Source organism: Chitinophaga sp. SVR4-12A (genome assembly GCF_056754765.1).
This window is the reverse complement of sequence record NZ_JBPGWP010000001.1, coordinates 4,347,168-4,369,563: the sequence shown is the minus strand read 5'-3', so window position 1 is coordinate 4,369,563 and position 22,396 is coordinate 4,347,168. Positions and strand designations below refer to the sequence as shown.

Genomic DNA, 22,396 nt, shown 5'->3' with positions numbered 1-22,396 from the left:
AAAATTTTGTTAAAGAATAAGCCGCACTAATGCGGCTTATTTTTATTGGTTATTTTTGAATTTCACTGCATTAGCTTATATGAACAAACTTTTGGCTCTATCTGCAGCCAGCCTGCTCTTCGGGCAGATAGCCGCAGGACAGCAAAGAATGGTGGCAGATAAAATTGCCGCTATTGTAGGGGATAAGATCATTCTGAAATCCGATATAGACGGGGAGGTGATGAACCTTCAACGTAACTCCCCGGATAACACGCTCCCCCCTAACGCCACTTGCACTATCATGGAACAGATCATTGCCCAGAAAGTAATGGTGCTCCAGGCGGAACGGGACAGCTTACCTGTGAGCGATGCCGATGTGGATGGCCAGATCGAGAACCGTATCCGCTACTTCGAAGATCTGTACGGCTCCCGTGAGAAGATGAAGGAAATAACCGGCTACTCCATTTACCAGCTGCGCGAACGCTTTCGCCAGCCTATCAAAGAAGGTTTACAGGCAAAAGCCATGCGCGATAAGATCGTGGACGCCATCAAGGTGACCCCTTCCGAGGTACAGAAAGAATATGACCGCATACCGAAAGACAGTCTTCATTTCTACGAATCAGAACTGGAAATAGGACAGCTGATCGTACTGCCCAAGGCTACGAAAGAGATGGAGCAGTATGCAATAGACCGCCTGCTGGACTTCAAAAAGAGGGTGGAGAAAAAAGAGTCTGATTTCGGCTCTCTGGCCATCCTGTATTCTGAAGACCCGGGCGTAAAGGATAACAAAGGTGTCTATGTTCTAAACCGTAACGATAAAGGCAACTGGGACCCGGACTTCCTGGCGGCTTCTTTCCGGCTGAAGGAAGGAGAGATCTCGTCTCCGGTAAAAAGCCAGTTTGGCTACCACCTGATACAATGTATCAGGCGCCAGGGGGATAATGTGACCGTACAGCATATCCTGGTGAAACCCAACATCACCAAATCTGATATTGACCTGGCCACTAAAAAGCTGGATTCTATCCGCACCAACATCGCTAACCATACTTATACTTTTGCGGAAGCTGTAACAAAATACAGCGACGCTGAAATGGCTAAATTTGATGGCGGTATGCTGCAGAACAGGATGACCGGCGGTACGCTGCTCACCATCGACCAGCTGGATGATCCATCCACCCGTGATATCGTGCTGATGCTGGACACGCTTAAACCAGGCGGCCTTTCTGCCCCTGTACAGTTTACAGACGAGCGCGGCCGGACCGGTGTGCGGATTGTATACCTGAAAACGCGCACACAGCCTCACCGCGAGAACCTGCAGGACGATTATTCCCGTGTGCAGCAGCGCACCCTCCAGCTCAAACAGGGCGATGCCGTAAACAAATGGCTGATGGAGAAAATACCAACCTACTACATACATGTGGAGGACGAGTTCAAGAACTGCGGGAATATCTCTAAATGGCTGGCCAGCATGGCTAAACAGTAGTAATATTTACACGCTAATAGCAAATCCCAAATTCCCGGATAAGCGGAATTTGGGATTTGGCATTTTTTAGCCGTACCTTTGCGCTTTCAAATTTTAGGGATGAGTGATGCGATAAAGCATGAATGCGGCTTAGCATTCATAAGATTAAGAAAACCATTCTCTTATTATCAACAGAAGTATGGAACGGTTTTCTTTGGGCTCAACAAACTATACCTGCTGATGGAGAAACAGCATAACCGTGGCCAGGACGGAGCAGGTGTAGCAACCGTAAAACTCAATACAGAGCCCGGTGTGCCATTTATGCAGCGCATCCGGAGCAGCGCCCCCCAGGCGATTGGCGATATTTTTGGCAAGATCAGGGATGAGATACAGGAAATCGAAAAGTATCAGCCTGAGATCACCAAATATCCCGGCCTGATGAAAGGGCACGTCCGCTTCCTTGGTGAACTGCTGCTGGGCCATCTTCGCTACGCCACCCAGGGCAAGAACAATGTGGAACTCTGCCATCCCTTTGTACGCTACAACACCATTCCCGCCCGTAACCTTACCCTGGCCGGTAACTTTAACCTGGTAAATGCGGACGAGCTCTTCAAATTCGTAAATGTAGACCCAGGCGAAGTACATCGCAACAGTGACCTTGCCGCTATGCTGGAAGTAGTGCACCACTTCCTCTGCCAGGAGGATGAAGTACGCCGCAACGGGCTGGATGTAAAACACATCCTGCAACAGGCATTTTCCATGTTTGACGGCGGTTATCACGTATGTGGCCTCATCGGTAGCGGCGATTCCTTTGTGATTCGCGACCCGCACGGCATTCGTCCTTCGTACTATTATGTCAACGAAGATGTGATCGTAGCCGCTTCAGAAAGGGCCGCCATCCGTACCGCCTTTAATGTAGGAGAGAATGAAGTGCTGGAGCTGATGCCGGGCAACGCCCTTATCGTGAAGAATGACGGCGAATACAGCATAGAACAGATCCTTGCACCGAAAGAACGCAAAGCCTGTAGTTTTGAAAGGATCTATTTCTCCCGCGGCAACGACGAAAAGATCTATAAAGAACGTTCCAACCTTGGTTATAACCTGTCTGAAACCGTTCTTAAAGCCATCGATAACGACCTTCGCAATACCATCTTCTCCTTTATTCCCAACACGGCCGAAGTAGCTTTTTATGGCATGATAAAAGGCCTGGAGGACTATCTGAACAAGATCAAGGTAGAGCGCATACTTTCCTGGGGTAAAGATTTTGATGAGACCAAGCTCTCCGAAATGGTGAACCGCAGGGTACGTATCGACAAGATCGCCATCAAGGATGTGAAAATGCGCACCTTCATCTCAGAAGATGCCGGGCGTAATGAGATGGTGCAGCACGTATACGACATTACCTATGGTACTGTGAGGCCGGGCATAGACACCCTCGCTGTAATAGACGACTCCATCGTTCGCGGTACCACGCTGCGCGAAAGCATCATCAAAATGCTGGACCGGCTGGGCCCGAAGCGGATCATCATCATTTCCTCTGCCCCGCAGATCCGTTACCCGGATTGCTATGGCATTGACATGAGCAAGATGGGTGATTTTGTGGCCTTCCAGGCAGCAATAGCGCTGCTGAAGGAGCAGGGCAAGGAATATATACTGCAGGAAGCCTATGGCCTCTGTAAAGAGCTGCAACGTACCAATACCCTGCATGCACAGAACGTGGTGCGTAACATCTATAAACCATTTACAACGGAAGAAATCTCTGCCAAGATAGCCGAGATCATCACCCCTGCAGGCATTAACGCCAAGGTGGATGTGATCTACCAGTCCATTGAAAGCCTGCACAAGGCCTGTCCGAATAACCTGGGCAACTGGTACTTTACCGGCAACTATCCCACTCCGGGCGGCAACCGGGTGGTGAACAAAGCCTTCATGAACTATATGGAGGGCAAGAATGAAAGGGGTTACTGATCGTATTGAACATCATTTCACAGCATACCGGGCACTGTAACACCAGTGCCCGTTTCTTTTCTTCATATACAGATAACCACTAATATTACAACTGCAACTCCCTGATGTTAATTTTGTTTTAAATCAGGTCACTGTTGAATGCGGGATTAGGGTAAGGCTTTAACTTTCTGCTGAATCTGAAATTCCGTATTTTCGTTATGGTTATTAATGGTTTTCAGCGTATGAAAACATTACTCCTCATCCGTCATGCAAAATCCAGCTGGAACGACCCGGACATGGACGACTTTGACAGGCCCCTGAACAAACGAGGCAAACAGAATGCGCCTGAAATGGCTGCCCGTTTGATGCACAAGGGGATGGTCCCTGAGCTGATCATTGCCAGTCCCGCCAAACGTACCCGCACTACTGCCAAGATCATGGCCCGGGAATGGAAGTATCCTAAAGAGGCTATTCTATTGGAGGAAGAGCTTTATCTGTGTTATGCCTCCACCTTTCTCAAAGTGATCACCAAGATAGACGATGACTTTAACGCGGTGGCTATCTTTGCCCATAATCCGGGCATTACCGACTTTGCCAACTACCTGACAGAAGAGATCAGGATAGACAATGTGCCAACATCCGGCATCTTTGCCGTGGAAGCCGATATTGAGTCCTGGAAGGATTTTGACAAAGCCCACAAGAAGTTCCTCTTCTTTGATTACCCGAAGCAGGAAATGGTTTAGCCCTTTAATATCTTGTTATAGGAAACCGTGATCCCCTTGATCAGCGAAGAGCTGAAGCCCTGGTGTTCCATTTCATTTAATCCGGCTATGGTGCAGCCTTTAGGTGTGGTTACCTTATCTATCTCCTCTTCGGGGTGACGGTTGCCGCTTATCAGCAGCGCTGCAGCGCCTTTTACGGTCTGTGCGGCTATCAGGTTGGCTGTGCGCACGTCAAACCCTATCTCTATGCCTCCCTGGATGCTGGCCCTTATAAAACGCAGTGCATAGGCAATACCGCAGGCGCCCAATACGGTGGCGGCGTCCATCAGCTTTTCATCGATGCTTACGGTCACTCCCAGCTGGTCAAACAGCTCTTTTACCCAAATGGCCTGTTCGGGGCTGGCGTTCTTATGGCAAATGCAGGTCATAGACTCCTGTATGGCAATAGCGGTATTGGGCATGGCGCGCACTACGGCGATTCCTGTACCGGCAATCTGCTCCAGTTCGTCCATGCTTACGCCTGTGACTACGCTGATCAGCATATGGCGACCGGGGTCAAAAGCGCTTTTGACCTGGCTTAATACCTCTTTTACATTATAGGGTTTTAATGCTACTATGATGACATCTGCTGCAGCAATGGCTTTGGCATTATCTGTTTCCGTCTGTACTCCCAGCTTTTGGAGATCCGCCAGGGTGGAAACATTACGTTTGGTGATAATAATATCGCTCCCTTTTGCAAATCCGCTTTTCAATACGCCTTGTGCAATGGCTGATCCCAGGTTACCTCCGCCGATGATGGCGATTCTTTTGGCTGACATATCTACTTTTGATTTGAACAAAAGTAAAGTATCAATGTCAAAAAAACTAAGGCCATCCCTCCCGTTGCCTGAACGGGTCGGTCTGGCCTCAGTCAGACAACATCAATATTGATCATTCCTGGCAAACCAGGCATTAATCCATGGTTACATGGCTCCAGTTCTCCCCGCTTTTAATGCGGTACAGCTGCATTTCGCTGATATCGAACTGTTCGGCGATCTGCTTCATGGTGCGCTTGCCCGGCTTGGCCAGCAGGCGTTTAATGCTCTTCACTTTGTTTACGTTCAGCTTAAGGCCTTTGAGGCGGTTACGCTGTTTTTCCTTATAAGCCAGTTTGGCCGGGCTTTTCTGCTGGTGCTTCTCCATTTCCTCCTTAGTGGCCCAGCGGAGGTTGGTGGCTTTATTATTTTTCTTATCGTAGTCCAGGTGTATAACGTATCTGTGTACACGGCTGGGCCTTTTGTTGAACAGCTTGGCTACTTCCCTGTGCAGGTACAGTGACTGATAGCTATCCGCCGGTTTTACGTTCAGCACCGTATAGCCCTCTACGGTAGAGCCGGATAACAGTTTGCCGTCTTCTATTTTTTCATGGTAACTGATCACTCTCCCCATGTTAGACACAGCATATCTCTTGCGCAAGGCAGATTTGTTCTTGATCTGCAAGTCTTTCCAGACTTCGTTTTTCAGGTTTTTAATTGTGGCCATGTGAAAGTAATTTTTAATAAACGTGAATTTGGGGTTTACCCGTAAACGTTACAATCTACCATTTCATTATTCGCCGGCAGATAATTACTGTCTGTTATCTGGGGAGTTGTCCGCTCGAAAATGTGATCCTTGTATTGTAATGCAATTGTATCCAGCACCTGTTCTATTTCTGCCAGTGTCTTGCAAGTTACTAATTGTAATCTGAAATCTTTTATATGCGGTAACCCTTTCAGATAGTTGGTATAATGCCGACGCATTTCAAGTATGCCTACCACATCCCCCTTCCAGGCAACGGAGTGATGCAGATGCTTTTTACAAACCCTTACTCTTTCCAAAACAGTTGGGGGCGGCAAATGTTCACCCGTACGTATAAAATGCTTGATTTCGTTAAAGATCCAGGGGTACCCGATAGCCGCCCGGCCTATCATGATACCATCTACCCCGTATTTTGCCCTGGCTGCAACCGCCTGTTCCGGCGTGCATATATCGCCGTTACCGAATATAGGGATCTGTATGCGGGGGTTGCTCTTTACTTTACCGATAAGCGTCCAGTCTGCATTTCCCTTGTACATCTGGGTGCGGGTGCGCCCATGAATAGTGAGCGCCTGTATACCCACATCCTGTAAACGTTCCGCTACCTCCTCTATATTCCGGCTGTCGTCGTCCCAGCCCAGGCGTGTCTTTACGGTTACAGGGAGGTTTGTGGCCTTTACCACTGCCGCTGTCAGCTTCACCATTTTGGGTATGTCCCGCAAAATACCCGCGCCGGCGCCCTTACAGGTCACTTTCTTTACCGGGCACCCGTAATTGATATCCACGAGATCGGGGTTGGTGGCTGCCGCAATCTGCGCGGCCATGGCCATGGGCTCCTCATCTCCTCCGAAGATTTGGATGCCGATGGGACGTTCATAATCAAAAATGTCCAGCTTCTGACGGCTCTTGATCGCATCACGTATAAGCCCCTCCGAAGAGATAAATTCTGTATACATCAGGTCAGCCCCGTTTTCCTTGCAAACCGCCCGGAACGGCGGATCACTGACATCCTCCATTGGAGCCAGCAGTAAGGGGAAATCCCCTAAGTTTATATTTCCAATCTTCACCATGTGTAGTAATAAGTTATCAGTAGCTGTAGGGCTATGTAGGTCAGTAAACTATTGCCAACTGGTTTTGGCGATGTAAATTTACGCAAATTTAATACAGCTAACATCTATGACCGGCTACTTGAAACAGTCTTCACCTTCGTTGCAGTTTGTGGCGTTTATTGGGATCTTTATCGGTTTCATGCTACTCTATGGCACTTTCCTTTACACTGGCTTTCCCGCCCTGAGTGGTTATACTATTGAACAATTGCAAGACGCCGGCGCCACCGGTCCTAAAGTTATCGGCTATTTGAAATTAGTACAATTTTTATACACTTTAGTGGTTTATTTGGTGCCTGCCTTATTATTTGCGTACCTCACCGATCCGAGGCCCGCTACATGGCTGGGCCTGCGCCAGAAGCCCCGGGCACTGCCCTTGATATTAGCCCTTTTAATTATGTATTGTTCATTGTGGGCCGTAGATCTAACCGCAGAATGGAATCAACACTGGCATGTGTCTGCTACCGTGCGGCAGATGGAAGAGCAGGCAGACCGGCTGGTGGAACGCATGCTGCAAATGCCGAGAATAACCGACCTGCTTATTAACCTTGTGCTTATTGCTGTGCTTCCTGCCGTAGGAGAGGAGGTATTTTTCCGCGGTGTGCTGCAGCGGCTTATTATCCAGATGGTAAAGCTGCCCTGGCTGGGAGTGCTCATTACCGCTATTCTCTTCAGCGCCGTACATATGCAGCTCCTGGGCCTGGTGCCGAGGGCGCTGCTGGGTTTTCTACTGGGAGCCATTTACCTGCTCAGCGGTAACCTGTGGCTGTCTATTATCGGTCATTTCCTCGTGAATGGCATACAGGTGGTGGCAGCCTACCTCTACCAGGTAAAAGCGATACAGGATGATCCTACGAAAACGGGCACTACCTCCTGGTACGTTGCCCTGATCAGCGCGCTGGTCACCCTCTCGCTTTTGTGGGTGTTCCGTAAACGTACTAAATTGCCGAACCAACCCATAAAACCGGAATAATGGAAAAAGACTGGATAAAAATTTTTGATACCAACAGCCCTTTTGAAGCAGAACTGATAAAAGGAATGCTGATGGAAAACGGTGTGAATGCCGTATTGCTGAATCGCCAGGATTCGTCTTACCTGCAGGCCCTGCCTGGACGAGCCGAAGTATATGTCCATGTTTCACAGGAGGTACAAGCCCGGGAGTTGATCAACGAAGGAAGAAGCACAACCAAACAATAAAGATGAAGACATTTTTTACCCGTACCGCCTCTGCCCTGGTATTTGTGGCTATTATGCTCGGGGGGATTTTATGGAGCCCTTTCAGCTTTTTCCTGCTATTTTTTCTCGTGAATATTTTCGCGCTACAGGAATACTTTAAACTGATCCGCCTGATAGATACGGACTACCAGGAGGTATCCATATGGCACCGTTACGGTGTGCTGGTGGCCAGTTGTGCTATCATTATGGCATTCACCGGCCAGGCATTTGGTACCACGGATATCTCGCTGGGTTTTCTGGGCTGGTGGATGTCTGTGATCTTCCTGCTGGTGCTGCCTATGGGGGAGATACTGCTGGGAAAAGATTTCTCACTGAAAAACATAGGCTATTCCGCCCTGGGCCTCCTGTACATCACTGTATCCCTGGGCCTGCTCATCGATCTGCGCCTCAGTGTAAATGATATCATTTTTACGGGAAACATACCTGGTGGCCAGCCCGGCTGGCTGATCCCCCTGTTATTGATCTGCTTTATCTGGATCAACGATACCATGGCTTATATCATCGGCTCCCTGATCGGCCGTACGCCCTTCTTTCCTGCCATCTCTCCTAAAAAGACGATGGAAGGTTCAGTAGGCGGTATGATCCTGGCTGTTGCGGTGGCCGGTATCTTTGGCTACTATTGGGGAAGGGAATGGCTTAACCTGCAACATTGGCTGGCATTAGCTGGGATTGCTGCTGTATTTGGCACTGCCGGCGATCTACTGGAGTCTAAACTGAAAAGAATGGCAGGTGTAAAGGATTCTGGTAACATCATGCCCGGCCATGGCGGCTTCCTGGATCGCTTCGATTCCCTGCTGCTTGCCACGCCTTTTGCCTGGATCTACGTACATTCCTTTATGATGGTTTGATTTAAAGCTGATTACGAATTATCAATTATGTGTTACGAAGAAGGTTCTGCTTAATTCTTAATCGTAATTATACTACCTTCGCATTACCGAAACCAACAAACTAACAACAAACATGAAGATCCATCGCGAAGGATTGGGCACTATCGCACTGACTTTTCTGGTGCTGGCGCTGCTTAACGTGGCCGTTTTTTACTTCCTCGGACAGTCTCCGGTATTTAGCTGGACCTTTTTCGTCATATCCCTGGTACTGTTCCTTTTCATTATTTCTTTTTTCCGGATACCCATCCGGGACATGCAGCATGGCGAGTCTATGGTGATTTCTCCCTGCGATGGTAGAGTGGTGGTGATAGAAGAAACCTACGAGCCCGAATACTTTAAGGATAAACGCCTGCAGGTGTCCATCTTCATGAGCCCGGCCAATGTACACGTGAACAGGAACCCTATCAGCGGCCAAGTGAAACTGTCACAGTACCATAGCGGCAAATACCTGGTGGCCTGGCATCCCAAATCATCTACTGAGAACGAAAGACATACGGTGGTGATCGGTAACGAAAAGGCTGAGGTGCTGGTACGCCAGATTGCCGGCGCTCTTGCCCGCCGTATTGTGAACTACCTGAAAGCCGGCCAGGTGGTAAAGCAGAATGAAGAACTGGGCTTTATTAAATTCGGTTCCCGTGTAGATATTTTCCTGCCGGTAGGCACCAAGGTGGACGTTCAGCTGGAACAGAACGTAAAAGGCGGACAAACGGTCATTGCCCAATTGTAAAATGTAGTATCTTTAAAGAGTACGCCAATAAAACCGGTACAGATGAAAAAGATATTTATATCCCTCGCAGCCACCCTGTTGATTGGCGGCGCAGTCCTTGCCCAGGATAAGGAAACAGCCAAGGCTTGTTGCAAAAAGGACGCAAGTGCTGCCGCCTGCTGTAAAAAAGAAGGTGCAGCTACCGCCAAGACGAAGTCCTGCTGCATGCAGCCGTCTAAAGCAGCGTCTCTCAGAACAGCGGCTGCAAAACCTGCAAAGAAGGAACCGGCTGCCAAACCGGCTCCGGTTAAAGAAGGTTGATCTATTTACTTATAGTCGCTATAAAGGAAGAGCCTCAGGTTTCGGGAATGACCCTGTAACCTGAGGCTCTCGCTATTAAACGTGCAATAATTACAATATCGTTTTCAGCTCGCTCAGACAGGAAATGGTATAAGTAGGCTGAAGGCTGGTTGCAGGTACGGCAGGGTTGAAATATACCTGGTCCATTCCCACATTGTGGGCGCCTGCAATATCCAGGTCCATCGCATCGCCGATCATAATGCTGTCAGCGGCAGTGGTGGCAGCCTTACCGATAGCATAATCAAAGATCTCCCGGTAGGGCTTCAGGCTTCCTGCAACCTCCGAGGTAATGATATGTGTAAAGAAATGGTCAATACCTGCATTGCGCATCTTCAGCATCTGTGTTTCCTCAAAACCGTTCGTGATCATATGGAGGGGATATTGCTTATCTCTCAGATATTCCAGCACTTCCACGGTATAAGGGAACAGCGCGGTTTTGCCGGGCAGTATCTGGATAAACTGGTCGCTCAACGCGTCTGACAACTTCTCATCCCCGATCTTGAAGTCAAGCAGCGTAGCGCGGAAACGTTTATACCGCAGGTCGTTCCGGCTAATAAATCCCTTACGGAAACGGTCCCACAGTATATCGTTGTGTACCACGTAACTGTTATAGAAGGCCTCAAAAGTGGGGACGCCTCTGCTGCTCAGGTTATGGTGATAATAAAGTTCCTGAAGGGTCTGGTAAGAGTTGGTCTCAAAATCCCACAGTGTATGGTCCAGGTCAAAGAAAATATGTTTGTACTTCATCACGCATGCAAAGTTACACCATTCACTCATTTTTCTTATTTTCCGGTTTTTAACAATTCATTATGAACGCGGTGATCACAGGCGCCAGTAAAGGCATAGGAAAAGCGGTAGCAATAAAGCTTGCCATGGAAGGTTTTAATGTGGCGATCTGCGCCCGGAACAGCGCTGCACTGGAGGAAACGGCTGCTTTTATACGGCAGCGGCGCCCACAGACACAAATACTGGCTGTTCCCGTGGATATGGGCGACAAACAGCAGGTGCTTGGTTTTGCGGAGAAGGTCAGTACCGCATTCCCGGCCGTGGATATACTGGTGAACAATGCCGGTATTTTTGTGCCCGGCGCATTGCATGAAGAGCCGGAGGGCCTGCTGGAAAACCTGATGGCGGTAAATGTATACAGTGCCTACCACCTTAGCCGGCAGCTGTTGCCTGGTATGATCTCCCGGCGCCAGGGCCACATCTTCAACCTTTGTTCTACCGCCAGCTACAAGGCTTATCCTAACGGAGGGGCTTATAGCATTACTAAATTCGCATTACTGGGCTTTTCAAGAAACCTGCGTGAAGAGCTGAAGCAACACAATGTGAAAGTTACGGCTATCAGCCCCGGCCCAACGTTAACTGCTTCCTGGGAAGGGTTTGAAGCGCCCGCAGACCGTATGATGACCCCGGAGGACATTGCAAACATCGTATGGGCTTCCTATACACTCTCGGCGCAAACTGTTGTGGAAGAGATCCTGTTAAGGCCTATACTGGGTGATATCGGATAAGTGGCACATCACGCGCAAATCCTTGCCAGTTAAAGATTTAGTCATCATATTTTATTATTTTTTTAACTAACTTTTAACGGGAAATTACGTCTCACAGCTAAGGCTTTGGTTAAATTTGTCAAGAGATATGATGGTCAGTCAGGTTAAAATAAGGAAGTGGGGTCTGGCCCTGCTCTTTTGTTTGGGTATAATGGCCTGCGCAAGGGCCCAGGAGTTTCGCTTTACTACGAATGTAAGCAGTACCCGGGTTGCGCAGGACGAACCATTTCAGATACAGTTCATGCTGGAGAACGCCCCGAATGTTTCCAGCTTTCAGCCTCCTGCGTTGAATGATTTTGAAGTGATGCAAGGTCCCTCCCAGGTGCAGGGGCAATCTATTTTCAATGGCAAACGTTCGGAGTATATCGCACTTATTTATGTAATCCAACCTAAAAGGGCAGGCAACTTTACCATTGCCGGCGCAACGGCCAGGGTGAATGGTAATATGGTTCGCTCTAACCCGGTTACTATAGAGGTGGTAAAAAGCCAACATGGCGCAGTGCAGGCAGCGCCCAGTAATCCGCCACCGGGATTTGCCCCGCGCAGACCGCCCGGACAGGTAGACGAAGAGGTATCTGATGGTATACTACGTAAGGGAGAGGATGTAAACACGAAACTGCGCAAGAACATTTTCCTGAAAGTAGACGTGGATAAAACCAGCCTCTATGAAGGCGAGCAGCTAACTGCCACGTATAAACTGTACACCCGCCTGCCCACCAATTCAAGCGTTACCCGCGTACCGGCATTCAAAGGGTTTTCTGCCAAAGATGTTGAACTGCCTAATCCGCCGCAGGCTACTACAGAACGGGTGAACGGACAGCTGTTTAAAGTTTTCACTATACGCAAAACTTTGCTGTTCCCGCTGCAGTCCGGCACGCTGGAACTGGACCCTGTTGAAGTGGATAACCAGGTAAGACTGGTAAAGCTGGTAAATGACAATAACAACCGTAAACGGCCAAGGGATATTTTCGAAGATTTCTTTAACGACCCGGGCTTCAAGGATCCCTTTAATGATCCTTTCTTTGATGACTTCTTTAACCGTCCGGAGGTTACCTACGAAGATGTTCCCTACAAAATACAGAGCACACCTGTAAAGATCACCGTTAAGCCGCTGCCGGTAGATACCCGGCCCCTAAGCTTCAATGGCGCAGTGGGACACTTTACAATGAATGCCACTGTTGACAAAACATCTCTTACCACTGATGATGCGCTCACGCTGAAAGTGGTGGTCGCCGGCCAGGGAAATGTAAACCTGCTCAACAGTCCTAAAATTGATATACCGGGCAGCTTCGAAAAATATGATCCGAAGATCACCGATAATATTGACAAGAACAGCAACCCACTGTCTGGTAGCCGCCAGTTCGAGTTTGCGCTCATGCCGTTGGAAGCTGGTGAGCATACCATTCCGCCAGTGGAATTTTCTTACTTCGATCCTGCTGCCCATGCCTATAAAACGATCAAATCAAAGGCATTCTCCATCAAAGTAAGCCCGGGCAAACAAAACAAGCAGGATAAGGAAGATTTCAGTGTAGATAAGAACGTGCTGATACCGGTGCGCAAAGCTCCCTTGCATTGGATAAAAGACACGGGTTTTGTAATTGGCAGCATCTGGTACTGGCTCTTATTACTGCTACCCGCACTGGCCCTGGCGGGCGGTATACTATATCGCCGTAAAATTCGGTACCAGCAGGTAAATGCCGACATGCTCAGACTCCGTTACGCCAACAAGGCTGCATTAAAACGCCTGGAACTGGCTGCCCGCTACCTAAAAGAAGGAAAGGACCGCGCATTTTATGAAGAAACCTCCCGCGCGGTATGGGGCTATCTGAGTCATAAACTGCAGATACCTTTTGCAGATCTCAATAAGCAGCTGGTGCAGGATAAACTTGCATCCCGGCATATCAACGGGCAGAATACACATCAGCTCTTTGAACTGCTGGATAACTGTGAAATGGCCCTGTATGCTCCGCTGCACAGTAACGACAGAATGCAGGGCACTTACCAGCAGGCAGTGAAAGTTATCAGCCAGCTGGAAGAGGAATTGAAAACGAAGAAGGAATTAATATGAGCGCCATACGTTATATACTACCACTGTTATTGCTGCTGGGCTTTGGTTCATTGCAGGCGCAGAACACTACGCAGCAGCAACAGTACGAAAAAGCCTTCCAGCTATACCAGCAGAACAAATACAGCGAAGCTGCAGCGGCCTATCAGCAGCTGATAGATCAGGGTTATTCTCTGCCTGATCTGTATTTCAACGCGGGCAATGCTTACTATAAAAGTAATCGCACGGGCCTGGCGGTATACAACTATGAAAAGGCATTACGCCTCGATCCTGATCATGAAGCTGCCGCACATAATCTTGCGTTAGCTAATCAGCGGGTACAGGGTTTCACAGATGAATTGCCCCTGTTATTCTTCCAGAAATGGTGGCAGCAATGGGAGCATCTTCATAGCCCTAACGGTTGGGCTATTGGCAGTATCGTGCTGTTCTGGCTACTGGTAGCCGGTATCCTGGTATACCTGCTGGCAGAACGTTTTGCCACTCGCCTGCTTCGTGTGGGAATTGGCGTTATAGGAGCGCTGGCGGTTATTTACTGCTTTATGTCTATCTACACCTGGCAGACAGCCAACAGCCATCATACCGGCATTGTAATGAACAGTGGCATCAAAGCCAAACCAGGCCCAGACCCGGGCGGTAAAGATCTTTTTGAATTAAATGAAGGGATGAAAGTAGAAGTGCTGGATGCAACCGAAGATTACTGCAAAGTAGCACTGGCAGATGGCAAAATGGGCTGGATAAGCTGTAATGAAGTAAAGCGCCTATAACTTTTCTATCCTCGCCATAAAGTCCTGCTTGCGGTGACGGGAAACGGGGATACAGCTTCCATTCGTCATGATGATCTCCCCGCCATCTCCCTTAATGTATTTATCCATAAACGAGAGGTTGATCAGGTAACTGTGATGTACCCTGAAAAAACCTTTATCCTTTAGCACCATTTCCACTTCTTTTAAAGTGCGGCACACCAACGGAGCCATTTTATCACTGTGCAGGTGTAAGCGCGTATAGGCCCCTTCTGCTACGCAATACAGGATGTCTTTAGGCAGCACCATCCGCAATCCTTCCATGGTAGGCAGCGCCAGCCGTTCACCGGCCTGCAGGTGCTCATGCAGGAACTGCAGCAGGTTATTTACCTTGTTACCATTGATCTGCATTTGCAGTGATGCAGCTTTTTCCACTGCTCTTATCAGCTCATCTTTGTCAAGCGGTTTTAACAGATAATCCAATGCGCTGTGCCGGATGGCTTGTATTGCGTACTGGTTATACGCCGTGGTGAATATGATAGAAAAACCACGCTGCTCACAGGTTTCCAGGAGTTGAAACCCGTTCATACCTGGCATCTCCACATCCAGGAACAGCAGTTCAGGGTGGTATCTTTCAATGGCCTCCAAGGCAGTAATGCCATCTGAGCAAACGGCCTCAACCGCCACATCCGGGCAATACTTTTCCAATAGCAGCAGCAACAGGTCACGACAGTGCTTCTCATCGTCCACTATAATAGCACGCATATTACTCAGGTTAGAAATAATGGATTTGCATTCGCAGTCCGGCAGATTGCCGGAATAGTGTTTATTGTCCCACCTAAAAATTACGAAATTTCCATGGAAATTGATTATCCGGCCAATAATTGCCGGCTGCTGATGTGCCGCATATTGATGGTAACGCGGCTACCGGGGGTAGAGGATCCCTCTTCGAAGAAGTCTTGCTCAGTAACACTGGCCTCCATATGATACTTTTCACTCATAATATGCAGCCGCTCTGCAGCAATGTTGACATTACGGGTTAGCTGGGCGGCTGTATAGGAGGCCGGATGGAGTTCACTGCGTACGCCGTTGTCATCCACCTGTATATACAAGCGGTCGTGGTCGCGGCCTATGAATATATCGAGGCGGCCACCGCTTTTCTGCGGCCGCTGCAGTATGCGATGCCAGATAGCCTGTTGTACATAGGGCTGGATGATGAGCGGGGGTACGAGGGTAAAACGGTCGCTGATCTCCGGAGAAAGGCGCAGCTGATAGGCAAATTGAGACTCGAAGCGCAGCTGTTCCAGTTGTATATACAGTTCAAGCGCTTCGAGGTCGTCCTCCAGGTTTACCCATTCTTTATTAAAATTGGCGATCATTAAGCGCATGAGTTTGGAAAAGCGGGTAAGGTAGAGGGACGCCATATCTGTGCTGGTGGTAAGGATATAATGGTGGATGGCGTTTAAGCTATTGAAAATGAAATGGGGATCCATTTGCGCCTGAAAGGCATGCAATTCGAGGTTCACCATTGATTGCCGCCTGTTTATTTCTTCGGTGGTAGCCAGTTTGATCCTTTGTTCCCGCCGGAAAAAAAAGTAACTGATTAGCGCCACACTTAATAAAAAGAACAGCCAGTAAGGCCAATCACTCGCTGAAAATATATGCTCGTAATATCGTAACACTGATAAGGTTTACAAAGGGACCACCACGCATATTATATACGCTATTTAAATTTCTATTAAATCATCAGGAAAGGAAAGGGGTAATTACTGCAAGGCAGTATTTGTGTGGCAATCGGAAGAAAAACAATTATAAGTGGTCAGCTTATAGCTGTTAGCTGCAAGTGCTGCAGCTAATAGCTATTCTGTGAACTTATATCCTACACCTCTTACGGAGTGGAAATATTTGGAGTTACGGCTGTCTTCTTCAAAATACTTGCGGAAGTTCAGTATAAAGTTGTCGATAGTGCGCGTAGTCGGATATACATTGTATCCCCAAACCACCTGGAGGATCTTTTCCCGGGTCACTACTTCTCCTTTGTTCTCGATGAGCAGCTTCAGCAACATTGTTTCTTTCTTGCTCAGCTCATAGTGTTTGCCGTCTTTACCTATACATTCCTGGGCCGCAAAATCTATCGTGTTGTTACCAAAGCGGTATATATTCGGCACACTGTCTTTGTCCTGTATCCGTTTGTTCTTTACGATCAGCTTTTCCACTCTTAACAACAGCTCTTCGAGATTAAAGGGTTTGGTCATATAATCATCCCCTCCCTTTTTCAATCCCAGTACACGGTCTGCACTGCTGTTCCTTGCGCTTAAGAACAGGATAGGCACATCATTGTTCTGTATGCGTATGTTCTCGCATACAGCGATGCCGTCCATTTCGGGCAGCATGATGTCTAATATGATCAGGTCAAAATATTCATTCTTTACTGCCTTTAAGGCTGTTGTCCCGTTATCCGCTGCAGTTACTTCATAACCTTCCAGCTCCAAGTTCAGCTTCAGCGCTTCCTGAAGGTTCTCTTCATCTTCTACCAGCAAAATGGACGCTTTTGTCGCTTCTTTCATGTGAAAAATTTTGTCTATAGTTTACCATCCATTCTGCAAATTTACGCCGTTTGTACGGAATAAACCGGCCAGGTAACCTCGAAGCAGGCGCCTGTAGGAGTATTGTCCTTCACCAGGATAGAGGCGCCATGCTGCTCCACTATTTTCCTGGTAAGAAACAGGCCCAGACCTGACCCCTTTGCCTTACGGGTATTTTCATTGCCAATGCGGTAAAACTTCAGGAATATCCGTTCCCTTTCTTCGGGCGGTATGCCCGGACCTTCATCGGCCACCTGCCATTTCAGGGTATGACCGGACTCGTATAAGCGTACTTTGATCAGCGTTTGTTTCGGGGCGTATTTGGCGGCATTCTCTACCAGGTTGCTTAAGGCCATCTGGAGCATGAATTTGTCTCCTTCCACCCATATATCCGGCGATATTTCCGCTGTGATGGTGTGAGTTGGTATGCGCCCCTGTACTTCCCTAATGCCGCTTTCCAACAGGGCGGAAAAATTAAGCGGCTCTTTGAACAGCCGGTACCGTTGTGTTTCCAGCTGTGAAGCAAGGAGTATATTGTTACAAAGCTGATCCAGCCGGTTGGTCTCCTTGATGGTATTCTCTACCAGCTTGTGTTGCTTTTCTTCATCCAGCTTATGCTTGCGGATGGTTTCCAGGTTCAGCTTAACGGCTGCTATAGGTGATTTCAGCTCATGGGTAACCGCCATCATAAAGTTCTGCTGCTGCTGGGTGAGTTTTATATGCTTTCTTATGGCACGGTATACAAAGAAAGCGCCCAGTAGTATGATGCAGAGGAAGGTACCGCCTTCACCGAAGAATTTGAAAGTACGCATCCGTTCATCGCGGTCTATACGCCTCAGTTCCTGCTGGTATTCTGTGGGATGCGTAACCTTATCGATGCGCAGGTCCAGGTTCTGCTTTTCAAAGCGGGTGATCTGATCGCTTTGCAGGAACAGCAGCACGCCCCACCACACCAGCGCCAGTATGGTATATGCCAGCACAAAAAGGTAGATAGCTGGCACTACTTTCTTATCCTGCATCTTAATGAAAATGCGCCTCATGGTCTTTGTCCGGCTTTCTCTATCCGCAGCCCTACGTTCATCACATAAGGCAATGGATTTTGCCGCATATTCTGTTCAAAAATAAAGCGGTAGGTACCTGGCTTATTCAGAATGGCCTTCTCCTGTATGGGAATGCGGTGCTCATAGATGTCATCCAGTCCGCTGCCCAGCCATTTACCACTGGCATCTGCCAGGGGCAGTTCTACCCGGCGTGCCTTTTGAGCGGTATCGCCCGGTGTCTGTGTATTCACCAACACCCATATGTTGCTGTAGGGATAGGCATCTGTATGCCGTACGTTCACATATATGTTATACAGGTAGGCCGTGTCTTCCGGCTTTACCGTTACTTCAAAAACGGGCTTGTATTGATATGTCCACTGATGCCCGGGTATTTCCTGGTTCTTTTCATAGGCATCCATTTTAGTGGGCAGGCAGGATGCCATTAGCAGGCAAGCGGCGATAATAACTGCGCCCAAACGGTTCATAAACTTACTTCTATAGTACATTTAATACTTGTTCTTTGGCCTTTTCCAGTTCGTCTTTCATTAATACCACCCACTGCTGTATGGCGGCGTCATTGGCTTTTGATCCGGTAGTATTTATTTCACGTCCTACTTCCTGCAGCACAAAACCCAGTTTTTTGCCCTTGGCCATTTCCGGCTCCCTCAGTATATCCTTGAAGTAACGGCAATGATTCTCCAGGCGTATCAGCTCTTCTGAAATATCCAGCTTTTCCAGGTAAAAGATCAGTTCCTGTTCCATGCGGTTGCCATCGACATTCTCCTTTCCCACGTATTCTGCCAGCAGCTGTTCTAGTCTTTGCCGGATCTTGTCTTTACGCAGGGGATCCAGTTCCCGCACCTTACTACAGTAAGATTCAATATTTTCTATCCGCAGCAGCAGGTCTGACTCCAGCATGGCCCCTTCATTTGCACGGTGCGTGTCCAGTTCTTCCAGCGCCTGTTTCAGCACGTCCTGCACAGTTTTCCATTCCTGTTCCGCTATCTGTTCTGTGGCGGGGGTCACTACTTCCGGAAGCTTCATCAGCACATTCAGCATGTCGTCCTGCGGGAGCTTCAGTTCGTTCGCCAGCGTTGTAATGGATTGATAGTAAAACTTGGCCAGCTCGGTATTTACCATCACCGGACGGGTAGCCCCATTCTGCCGGATGTTGATCGTCGTATCCAGGGTGCCCCTTTGCAAAGCCTGTTGCATCTGGTTACGGATGTCAAATTCGTAGGGTCTTAACAAGGGAGATAATTTCAGGTTAACCTCAAATTGTTTCCCGTTTAAGGACTTTATCTCCACAGTGATAGTCGTTTCGCCACGCGTAATCTCAGCCCTTCCAAAGCCGGTCATTGATTTCAGCATATTATGTGTTTGTAGGTAACAAACCTAGCTAAATTAGTGCAAAGCGCAAAGGATGGCTGCCGGCTAGGGCTTAAAAGCTAAGAGTTTATATATTTCCTCCCCCGTTAATTCCCGCATTTCTCCCGGCTCCAGGCCCTCCAGCGTAGTACCCGCAATCCGGTAACGGATAAGCCTCAACGTGGGGAAACCCACGGCAGCCGTCATTTTCCTTACCTGCCGGTTCTTTCCCTCCTTCAATATCAGCCGGATCCAGGGCGCCGGTATCTCTTTGCGGAAGCGTATAGGTGGATTTCTTGGCGGCACGGCCGGTTCGTTCTCAAAAAGGAATGCCTGACAGCGTTGGGTATGGTAAGGCTTACCGTCTACAGCGATCCGGACACCCTGCTGCAATTGGCCCAGGGCAGCTGGAGTAATGGCGCCGTCTACCTGCACCCAATACTCCCGTTCATGAGCAAAACGGGGATTTAATAAGCGGTGGTTCAGCGATTTATCATTGGTCAGTATAAGCAGTCCTTCGCTATCGTAATCCAGGCGACCTACCGGATATACATCCCGGGGCACGTCAAAATGGTCGGCCAGGCTGGCCTTACCGCCTTCCCTTCCAAACTGTGTGAGCACCTGGTAAGGCTTGTAGATGAGATAATAACGTAAAGACAAGGGAAGCAGCTTTGGTGAACGCCCTGCAAATTAGTAATTTTGTGCTATTGCATATGGGCACATCATCTATTCAACAACTCAGTTGTCAACATTGTCAAGCCCGCTTTGGATCTATTTTTTGCAAAGCGGAGGGAGAGCAGCTAGCTACGCTGAACGCATCCAGGGTATGTTCGCTCTATAAGAAAGGGCAGGTCATCTTCCAGGAAGGCGCTTATTCTTTCGGTATCTATTGCATCAATTCAGGAAAAATAAAGCTTTCTCACAGTGGAGATGACGGCCGTGAACAGATCATCCGCCTCGTAAAGGCCGGCGACATTATGGGATACAAGGCATTGCTGAGCGGCGAGCGATATACGGCTACGGCCATTGCGCTGGAAGATGCACAGGTATGTTTCATTCCTAAAGACCTGTTTCTTTCCGTACTTCAGAGTGACCCATCACTCTCTCTGGAAATGATGCGTATCCTCTCCAGCGAACTGCGCAAAGCTGAGCTGAAGATCACACACCTGGCGCAGAAACCCGTACGCGAACGCCTGGCAGAAACCCTGCTGTTCATCCATGAAACCTATGGCGTGGAAAGCGACGGTCAAACACTCAACGTCCGCCTTTCCCGTGAAGAAATTGCTAACCTGGTGGGCACCGCTACCGAATCCGCTATCCGTTTACTCTCCGAATTCAAAAAAGAAGGCATGATTGAGCTGGAAGGTAAAAAGATACGCCTGCTCAATATGAAGAGCATGATAAAAACCGCTAACTTGCAGGATTAGCAAGGGATAGAGCAATCTTTGCGTATGTACACTAACGTTAGTATTCCACGTTATTTTCCGGCGTCTTTTACACGTGTACCAGCTCCATTTATACCCTCTTTTACTCCGTTTTTCATTTCACTCCAGGATTAAACCCGCTTCATCAAAAAAATTTCCCTCCTTCAGGGGCTTAAAGGGTTTAAAAAGGCAAAAAAACGAATGGACCGACCTTTTCATCAGGCTCACTTAAACCTGTCGAAAAAGGATATGTAACTCGTGCGTATGTGATGATCAAAAAAGATAGCGATGGCTGAAATACTTGACTGTAGCGGGTTTTAAAGGCAATAAAAAAAGTCTGACCGTGAGAACAATCAGACTTTCTTGTTATGTGAATGGGTTAGTAAGTACAGGGAAACAAAATTCCCTACACAATATTAAAAAGAATTTCATGACAAAAGAAAAAATTTACAAAAAATTTTATTCACACCACTAAAAAAAGTGTGGATAACAACAGTTAAGAAAACACATTTTTGAGGGCTTAATAAAGCAAAATTTAACTGCCTCCAAACCTTCTTCATCCATCCCTTACTCCTTCAACCCCCTTGAACATTCAAACTTTCACCTAACTTTGCTCCACTTTATCAATTACACACTAATTCAATGCTATATGAAGTTTGAAGCACCTGTTGCAGTCACCGAAATAGCCACCATCATAGGCGCTGAGCTGGAAGGCAACAGCAAGCTGATGGCCGCTGGCATCAATGAGATCCATAAGGTCCAGGAAGGAGACATATCATTCGTAGACTTCGAGAAGTATTATGATGCAGCCCTGAATTCAGCTGCGACCATCATCATCATCAACAAGAAAGTAGCCTGCCCCGCAGGTAAAGCGCTGCTCATCACAGACGATCCCTTTACAGCCTACGTATCTCTTGTTAAACGCTACCGGCCTTTTGAACCGGCATCCAAACCCATCAGCGATACCGCCGTTATAGGAAAAGATACCATCATACAACCTAACGTATTCATTGGTAATCATGTGCGCATAGGTAGTAACTGCATCATCCACCCCAACGTCACGATATATGATCACAGCATCATCGGCGATAATGTTATCATCCATGCCGGCACCGTTATAGGCGCCGATGCCTTCTACTTTAAAAGAAGGAAAGAGCGTGCCGTGATGTATGATAAACTCGAAAGCTGTGGAAGGGTGATCATTGAAGCCGACGTTGAAATAGGGGCCGGCTGTACCATAGACAAAGGCGTGAGCGGTGACACCATCATAGGCCAGGGCACCAAGCTTGACAACATGATCCACATCGGTCACGGTACCGTTATCGGAAAGAACTGTCTGTTTGCCGCACAGGTAGGCATTGGCGGTAAAGCAAAGATCGAAGATAACGTCATACTCTGGGGACAGGTGGGCGTATCCAAAGATCTTACTATCGGTAAAGATGCTATTGTGCTTGCTCAAAGCGGCGTTCCTGGTTCGCTGGAAGGTGGCAAAACCTATTTTGGCTACCCTGCGGAAGATGCCCGGAGCAAAAAAAGGGAACTGGCCTGGATAAAACGCATCCCCGAAATATGGGACAGGATCACCAACAAAGATCATCAATAAGTACCCATCCGTCACTGTTAGCCCGGTTGCTAAAACACCGGACTGGCAGTGACGCACTC

The 22,396-nt window shown here is 48.2% G+C and carries 24 protein-coding genes; 13 read left to right on the top strand and 11 right to left on the bottom strand.

Features of this window, described 5'->3' with window-relative positions; all coding sequences use genetic code 11:
* The first annotated feature begins 79 nt into the window (after positions 1-79).
* The 3 genes from ACR9Y8_RS17995 (at position 80) to ACR9Y8_RS17985 (ending at position 4,131) form a co-directional block, all read left to right on the top strand.
* Entirely contained in the window at positions 80-1,462 is a 1,383-nt protein-coding gene (locus tag ACR9Y8_RS17995) for a peptidylprolyl isomerase (protein WP_481214633.1), read from the top strand.
* 99 nt (positions 1,463-1,561) lie between these two features.
* On the top strand, positions 1,562-3,409 hold the full coding sequence (locus ACR9Y8_RS17990) for an amidophosphoribosyltransferase (RefSeq protein WP_481214632.1): 1,848 nt from the start codon (positions 1,562-1,564) through the stop codon (positions 3,407-3,409).
* 221 nt (positions 3,410-3,630) lie between these two features.
* Positions 3,631-4,131 carry a SixA phosphatase family protein gene (locus ACR9Y8_RS17985; protein WP_481214631.1) on the top strand — a complete coding sequence of 167 codons (501 nt, stop codon included), beginning with the start codon at positions 3,631-3,633 and terminating at the stop codon, positions 4,129-4,131.
* On the opposite strand, the gene proC is transcribed toward ACR9Y8_RS17985, so the two are convergent.
* The 3 genes from proC to dusB all read right to left on the bottom strand — a co-directional run bounded on the left by proC (position 4,128) and on the right by dusB (position 6,734).
* Positions 4,128-4,928 carry a pyrroline-5-carboxylate reductase gene (proC, locus tag ACR9Y8_RS17980; protein WP_481214630.1) on the bottom strand — a complete coding sequence of 267 codons (801 nt, stop codon included), beginning with the start codon at positions 4,926-4,928 and terminating at the stop codon, positions 4,128-4,130. The genes ACR9Y8_RS17985 and proC overlap by 4 nt on opposite strands.
* A gap of 133 nt (positions 4,929-5,061) precedes the next feature.
* Entirely contained in the window at positions 5,062-5,631 is a 570-nt protein-coding gene (locus ACR9Y8_RS17975; protein ID WP_481214629.1) for an NUMOD4 domain-containing protein, read from the bottom strand.
* Positions 5,632-5,666: 35 nt separating this feature from the next.
* Positions 5,667-6,734 carry a tRNA dihydrouridine synthase DusB gene (dusB, locus tag ACR9Y8_RS17970; protein WP_481214628.1) on the bottom strand — a complete coding sequence of 356 codons (1,068 nt, stop codon included), beginning with the start codon at positions 6,732-6,734 and terminating at the stop codon, positions 5,667-5,669.
* A 106-nt stretch (positions 6,735-6,840) separates the two neighbouring features.
* On the opposite strand from dusB, the gene ACR9Y8_RS17965 reads away from it, so the two are divergent.
* From ACR9Y8_RS17965 to ACR9Y8_RS17945, 5 genes are all read left to right on the top strand, one after another.
* Entirely contained in the window at positions 6,841-7,743 is a 903-nt protein-coding gene (locus ACR9Y8_RS17965; RefSeq protein ID WP_481214627.1) for a CPBP family intramembrane glutamic endopeptidase, read from the top strand.
* On the top strand, positions 7,743-7,967 hold the full coding sequence (locus ACR9Y8_RS17960; RefSeq protein WP_481214626.1) for a putative signal transducing protein: 225 nt from the start codon (positions 7,743-7,745) through the stop codon (positions 7,965-7,967). Before ACR9Y8_RS17965 ends, ACR9Y8_RS17960 begins: the two co-directional genes overlap by 1 nt.
* Before the next feature lie 2 nt (positions 7,968-7,969).
* A complete protein-coding gene (locus ACR9Y8_RS17955) occupies positions 7,970-8,854 on the top strand; it encodes a phosphatidate cytidylyltransferase (RefSeq protein ID WP_481214625.1) in 885 nt (294 codons plus the stop codon).
* 112 nt (positions 8,855-8,966) lie between these two features.
* Positions 8,967-9,620 (top strand): phosphatidylserine decarboxylase family protein, encoded by a 654-nt coding sequence (locus tag ACR9Y8_RS17950; protein ID WP_481214624.1) that lies wholly within the window; start codon positions 8,967-8,969, stop codon positions 9,618-9,620.
* A 42-nt stretch (positions 9,621-9,662) separates the two neighbouring features.
* Positions 9,663-9,920 (top strand): hypothetical protein, encoded by a 258-nt coding sequence (locus tag ACR9Y8_RS17945; RefSeq protein ID WP_481214623.1) that lies wholly within the window; start codon positions 9,663-9,665, stop codon positions 9,918-9,920.
* Between the two features lie 90 nt (positions 9,921-10,010).
* Here ACR9Y8_RS17945 and ACR9Y8_RS17940 read toward each other — a convergent pair whose 3' ends face one another.
* Positions 10,011-10,706 (bottom strand): YjjG family noncanonical pyrimidine nucleotidase, encoded by a 696-nt coding sequence (locus ACR9Y8_RS17940; protein ID WP_481214622.1) that lies wholly within the window; start codon positions 10,704-10,706, stop codon positions 10,011-10,013.
* Positions 10,707-10,768: 62 nt separating this feature from the next.
* Between ACR9Y8_RS17940 and ACR9Y8_RS17935 the strand changes: the two genes are divergently transcribed.
* From ACR9Y8_RS17935 to ACR9Y8_RS17925, 3 genes are all read left to right on the top strand, one after another.
* Positions 10,769-11,473 (top strand): SDR family oxidoreductase, encoded by a 705-nt coding sequence (locus ACR9Y8_RS17935; RefSeq protein ID WP_481214621.1) that lies wholly within the window; start codon positions 10,769-10,771, stop codon positions 11,471-11,473.
* A 127-nt stretch (positions 11,474-11,600) separates the two neighbouring features.
* Positions 11,601-13,580 carry a BatD family protein gene (locus ACR9Y8_RS17930; protein WP_481214620.1) on the top strand — a complete coding sequence of 660 codons (1,980 nt, stop codon included), beginning with the start codon at positions 11,601-11,603 and terminating at the stop codon, positions 13,578-13,580.
* The gene (locus ACR9Y8_RS17925) at positions 13,577-14,341 is read left to right on the top strand and encodes a tetratricopeptide repeat protein (RefSeq protein WP_481214619.1); all 765 of its coding nucleotides are present in this window, start codon (positions 13,577-13,579) and stop codon (positions 14,339-14,341) included. Before ACR9Y8_RS17930 ends, ACR9Y8_RS17925 begins: the two co-directional genes overlap by 4 nt.
* Here ACR9Y8_RS17925 and ACR9Y8_RS17920 read toward each other — a convergent pair.
* The 7 genes from ACR9Y8_RS17920 to ACR9Y8_RS17890 form a co-directional block, all read right to left on the bottom strand.
* Complete coding sequence (locus tag ACR9Y8_RS17920; RefSeq protein WP_481214618.1) at positions 14,336-15,082, bottom strand: LytR/AlgR family response regulator transcription factor; 747 nt, start codon at positions 15,080-15,082, stop codon at positions 14,336-14,338. The two genes, ACR9Y8_RS17925 and ACR9Y8_RS17920, sit on opposite strands and share 6 nt — an antisense overlap.
* Before the next feature lie 104 nt (positions 15,083-15,186).
* On the bottom strand, positions 15,187-15,999 hold the full coding sequence (locus ACR9Y8_RS17915) for a sensor histidine kinase (protein WP_481214617.1): 813 nt from the start codon (positions 15,997-15,999) through the stop codon (positions 15,187-15,189).
* Between the two features lie 177 nt (positions 16,000-16,176).
* Positions 16,177-16,884 carry a response regulator transcription factor gene (locus ACR9Y8_RS17910; RefSeq protein ID WP_481214616.1) on the bottom strand — a complete coding sequence of 236 codons (708 nt, stop codon included), beginning with the start codon at positions 16,882-16,884 and terminating at the stop codon, positions 16,177-16,179.
* Positions 16,885-16,925: 41 nt separating this feature from the next.
* A complete protein-coding gene (locus tag ACR9Y8_RS17905; protein WP_481214615.1) occupies positions 16,926-17,942 on the bottom strand; it encodes a sensor histidine kinase in 1,017 nt (338 codons plus the stop codon).
* Entirely contained in the window at positions 17,939-18,427 is a 489-nt protein-coding gene (locus tag ACR9Y8_RS17900; RefSeq protein WP_481214614.1) for a gliding motility lipoprotein GldH, read from the bottom strand. Before ACR9Y8_RS17900 ends, ACR9Y8_RS17905 begins: the two co-directional genes overlap by 4 nt.
* Before the next feature lie 10 nt (positions 18,428-18,437).
* Positions 18,438-19,313: a YicC/YloC family endoribonuclease gene (locus ACR9Y8_RS17895; RefSeq protein WP_481214613.1), complete on the bottom strand. Its 876-nt coding sequence runs from the start codon at positions 19,311-19,313 to the stop codon at positions 18,438-18,440.
* 63 nt (positions 19,314-19,376) lie between these two features.
* Positions 19,377-19,970 (bottom strand): pseudouridine synthase, encoded by a 594-nt coding sequence (locus ACR9Y8_RS17890; RefSeq protein ID WP_481214612.1) that lies wholly within the window; start codon positions 19,968-19,970, stop codon positions 19,377-19,379.
* A 53-nt stretch (positions 19,971-20,023) separates the two neighbouring features.
* Between ACR9Y8_RS17890 and ACR9Y8_RS17885 the strand changes: the two genes are divergently transcribed.
* Positions 20,024-20,737, top strand: coding sequence for a Crp/Fnr family transcriptional regulator (locus tag ACR9Y8_RS17885; protein ID WP_481214611.1), 714 nt, complete (start codon positions 20,024-20,026; stop codon positions 20,735-20,737).
* A 646-nt stretch (positions 20,738-21,383) separates the two neighbouring features.
* The gene (locus tag ACR9Y8_RS17880) at positions 21,384-22,337 is read left to right on the top strand and encodes a UDP-3-O-(3-hydroxymyristoyl)glucosamine N-acyltransferase (RefSeq protein ID WP_481214610.1); all 954 of its coding nucleotides are present in this window, start codon (positions 21,384-21,386) and stop codon (positions 22,335-22,337) included.
* Positions 22,338-22,396 lie beyond the last annotated feature (59 nt).